Origin of the sequence: Flavobacterium sp., from assembly GCF_044368625.1 — a bacterium.
Classification (GTDB): domain Bacteria; phylum Bacteroidota; class Bacteroidia; order Flavobacteriales; family Flavobacteriaceae; genus Flavobacterium.
This window is the reverse complement of the sequence record NZ_JBIPPD010000244.1, coordinates 1-4,394: the sequence shown is the minus strand read 5'-3', so window position 1 is coordinate 4,394 and position 4,394 is coordinate 1. Positions and strand designations below refer to the sequence as shown.

At 27.4% G+C, this 4,394-nt stretch carries 2 protein-coding genes; both read left to right on the top strand.

Features of this window, described 5'->3' with window-relative positions; genetic code table 11:
* Positions 1-3,157 (top strand): AAA domain-containing protein (locus ACIQ2X_RS14120; protein WP_396179583.1); only part of this gene is annotated, 3,157 nt, incomplete at its 5' end.
* Positions 3,158-3,249: 92 nt separating this feature from the next.
* A complete protein-coding gene (rlmF, locus tag ACIQ2X_RS14115) occupies positions 3,250-4,218 on the top strand; it encodes a 23S rRNA (adenine(1618)-N(6))-methyltransferase RlmF (protein ID WP_396179582.1) in 969 nt (322 codons plus the stop codon).
* The last annotated feature ends 176 nt before the right edge of the window (positions 4,219-4,394 follow it).

The following is a 4,394-nucleotide window of genomic DNA, read 5'->3' as shown; positions in this document are numbered from 1 at the left end:
GCAAATTTCTAAAATAGAAAATATTACAACAAATGTAACATTTTCGGACATTATTAATAATGAAACAAAATATCTTTTAGATATTCAAACTTACCTTTCATTTATTAGCGATGAGAAAGTTGGTTTTTTTAAACGATTAGAATCTAAATTTAAGAAAGTTTCTTATTTAGAGGACATAACAATTAATGGAATAAAAACAAATACAAAACAAAGCATTACAAAACTCAAGAAATTCATTGAGACTATTTGTTTAATAAATAAAAATTTCAATTTATTAAAGACCAGTGGCTATACACTTGAATATGATGATAAAGCTGACATTGAATCAAAATTAGAAATTTTAAAAGAAACCATTTCAAAAGTAGAACGAAATAATGAAATTGTTAAAAAAATTCAATCTGAAATTAATATTATAGAATTTTCGAAATTCGTAAATATTGATAAGTTTGAGATAGAAGAACTAACCGAAAAAGCAATTGAATGTAAAGATGATTTCGATAAATTGAAAAAATTTGAGCTTCAATTTAAAAATTTGGAATATTCTTTAGCTGAAATAAGTTTGATTCTTGAAAATTCAAAAATCAAAAAAGACTTTAATAATCTATTGCCGATTCATAAAATTGCTGATAAAGATACTTTAGAAAAACTTTTTATTGAATCAAAAGACTATTTAAGAGTAGTCCTACCTTTAACATTTGAAAAAATTAATGAAATTTCATTTGAATTTATTACTAAAGAAAATTTTGAATTTGCTAACGCAAATTATTATTTAATAAAAAATGAATTTATTGATATTCAAAAAACAAAAGAAGAAATTTCAATCATTAATGAAAAAATATACGAGACTAAATGTGAAATATTATTTGATTTAGCAAAAGATAATTTCAGAAGTAATTTTAGTGACGAAGAAAAACAAGATTTTATTAATTTATTAAAAAGTTATAATTTAGACTATAACAATAGTTTAAAAAAAGGAATAAAAGACAATGCAAAATTTCAAATTTCTGTAAGAAAAAAAAGTATTGAAATAAGTAAAAATTTATCTTGTTGGATTATGAAATTCAACGATGTATTAAATTCTGTTGGGCAAGAACCTGAAATATTTGATTGTATTATTGTTGATGAAGCAAGTCAGTTAGACTTTAATAGTTTATTATTAGGTTATTACGCTAAAAGCATGATTGTTGTTGGTGATGACAAACAAACTTCGCCCAATACCTCTATGATTAAAGACAGCTCATTTAACAATAAAAAAAGAATTTATTTAGACTATTTAGGAGAAGATTTAATACAAATTAGAAGTGATACAAGTCTTTTTGATTTGTCAAGATTAGTAGCTGGAGATTCAGACTTACAATTAAATGAGCATTTTAGATGCGTTCCTGAATTAATTGAATTTTCAAAAAAGCATTTTTACAACAATAATCTTCGTGCTTTAAAGCAAATAAATGGACATAGATTAAACCCAAAAATTTGTATGTATGTCGAAAATTCATTTATTGAAAATCAGGTAGTTTTAAATGAAATAACTAGTATTTATAATTATTTGAAAAAGATTTTAGTAAACCCAGAATATAAAAATAAAACTATTGGTGTTGTAAGTTTAGGACTTGCAAAGCATACTTTAAAGTTAAAAGAGATAAAAATAAAGTTATTAGATGAATTTTCAAGAGGAAAATTAGATTTTCATAAATTAATTATTGAGGAACCTTCAAAATTTCAAGGCGATGAAAGAGATGTAATGCTTGTTTCTTTGGGAGTTGCATTGGATTATCAAAAACTAAATAAAAATGAAAACGCCAAGCCATATGCCATAGTTGATGCTCAAGATGAAAAAAAGAAAATTAATGTTGCTTTAAGTAGAGCTAAAGAACAAATGATTTTATTTCATTCATTAACAATTAACGATTTAAAGGATAATGATTTTAGATTAAATATATTAAATTTTTTCAACGATAAATTTATTGATATTAAACCATTAGTTTTAGAGCAAAACAACGCTGAAAGAAATCAATATAATATTGCACAGTTTGATGGCTACATGATAGGAAAAAAATTTGATAGTTGGTTTGAATACGATATTGCAAGTGAATTAATCAAAAAAGGATTTAGTTATATTGAACCACAATATGTGGTTAAAGCATCTGAAAAATATCATAATCCAAGAACTGGTCAAGAGCATTATGTCAACTTCAAACTTGATTTAGTAGTTCATAATAATGGGAAAAGAGTAGCGATTGAATGCGATGGAGATCCTTTCCATTCTTTACCTATAGATGTTGCTTATGACATTGAAAGACAAGAATTTTTGGAAAGAGTTGGCTGGAAAGTATATAGAATTTTATATTCCGCTTACAAAAAAAATCGAAGCATTGAAGTAGAAAAAATGATTAATTTCATAATTAAAAATACAAAGGTTGACGAAGTAAATCTATTTGTTCCAAAATTACAAGAAACTTTAGTTGATGTTGTGGAAGTGGAAAAATTTGAGACAATTAAAAAATCATTAGAGAAAGAAGAAAAAGGAGAACCAAAAAATATTTTGAGCAAAAAAATTGTAAATCCAAAGAAAAACTATAAACATAAATCATTCATAGATAAATTGCAGGATGAAATGGCTGAAACCCGGAAGAGTGCCGATTTATTCAGCTATTCTAATAATTTTTATGTGATTGAAAATGGGGATGTTTTTTTTACTGATATTAACATTCCAATAAATTCAAAAATTATATATCAAACAGAAATAAAAGACTTTCAAGATGGTTTTTTATTTCTTGGTTACGAAAATGGAAATCTAGCTAAATTTAAAATTTCTTTGTTTGCCCCAACTTCCAAATCAAAAATTTATATAAAACATGGGGTAAGAATGGAAGCTCTCAAATTCATACACTTTGAAAAAAATGATATCGATGTAGCTATTTTATCAAAAAACGGAAAATGTATAGTATATGACACTAAGAATATGACAAATCCAATTAAAACTAAAACATCGTTAGGGGAAGCAAAAGGCATAAATATAATTAAATTAAAGGGAAGGGATGTTGTTGAACATTTTGTTATCGCACATAACACTAAACTTACTGAGAATGCCAAAGAATATTTTAAAAAGGACAGTAGAGCATTTGGATTCTACCTTAGAAAAAATGATGTATTTTAAACACAACGTTCAAAAAATAATTAATAGAAAATATTAATTTGGATTTAAAATGAAATCTTGAATTCAATTAATAACTATCAATGCCTCAAAACATGAATCCAACCGAAAAAAATAATTTGCATCCTCGAAATCTTCACCGTTCACGCTACGATTTTGAAATTTTAATGCACTCCAATCCCAAACTGAAAACTTTTGTCCAAAAAGTGAAAGATACGGATCATTTGACCATTGATTTTGACAATCCAAAAGCGGTTAAATGTTTGAACAAGTCGCTTTTAATGACCTATTATAATGTTCAAAATTGGGAAATTCCCAACGGATTTCTTTGTCCTCCGATTCCCGGTCGGGCCGATTACATCCATTATATTGCTGATTTAATTCAAGGAAATAAATCAGTAATTCCAAGAGGTAGCTTTGTCAAAGGTTTGGACATTGGTGTGGGTGCCAACTGCATTTATCCACTAATTGGCGCCAGCGTTTACGATTGGGATTTTGTTGCCACGGATACCAATTTGAAAGCGTTAAAAAACTGTTCAGCTATTCTTCAAGAAAATCCCGCTTTGGGCGAAAAAATTAGTTTGCAACAACAATTGAATTCGAGATTTATTTTCAAAGATATTATCGAACCCGAAGATAAATTTCATTTTACGATGTGTAATCCGCCGTTTCATGCTTCGGAAGAAGAAGCAAAGAAGGCAACTTTCCGAAAATTGAATAATTTGGATTTACAAAAAGACCAAACTACAAAAACACCTAATTTTGGAGGCATTTCGGACGAATTGTGGTGCGATGGCGGCGAAGTAAAGTTCATTACACAAATGATTTTTGAAAGTGCCAAATACCAACAACAAGTGATGTGGTTTACGACTCTGGTTTCTAAAAATGAACATTTGAAAAGTTTGATGAAAGTATTTAAGAAAATAAATCCAATCGACATCAAAGTGATTGAAATGAAACAAGGACAAAAGACAAGTCGGATTTTGGCGTGGACTTTCATGAATGAAAGTCGGATGAATAATGGGAGGTTTGATGCTCAAAAAGCTTCTGATAATGTCGACTAATATTTAACAAACAAGGCAACCATGCACAAAATAGTATTTTTGTGTTTATTTTTAATGTATATCCGTAATTGCTCATATTTTTGTATATTTGTTTGATAGATAAATTATTGGGTATGAATATTTTTAGTTTTGGAGTCGAATTTAGTAGTGAAGCCAATTGTATTGCGCATTTTAAA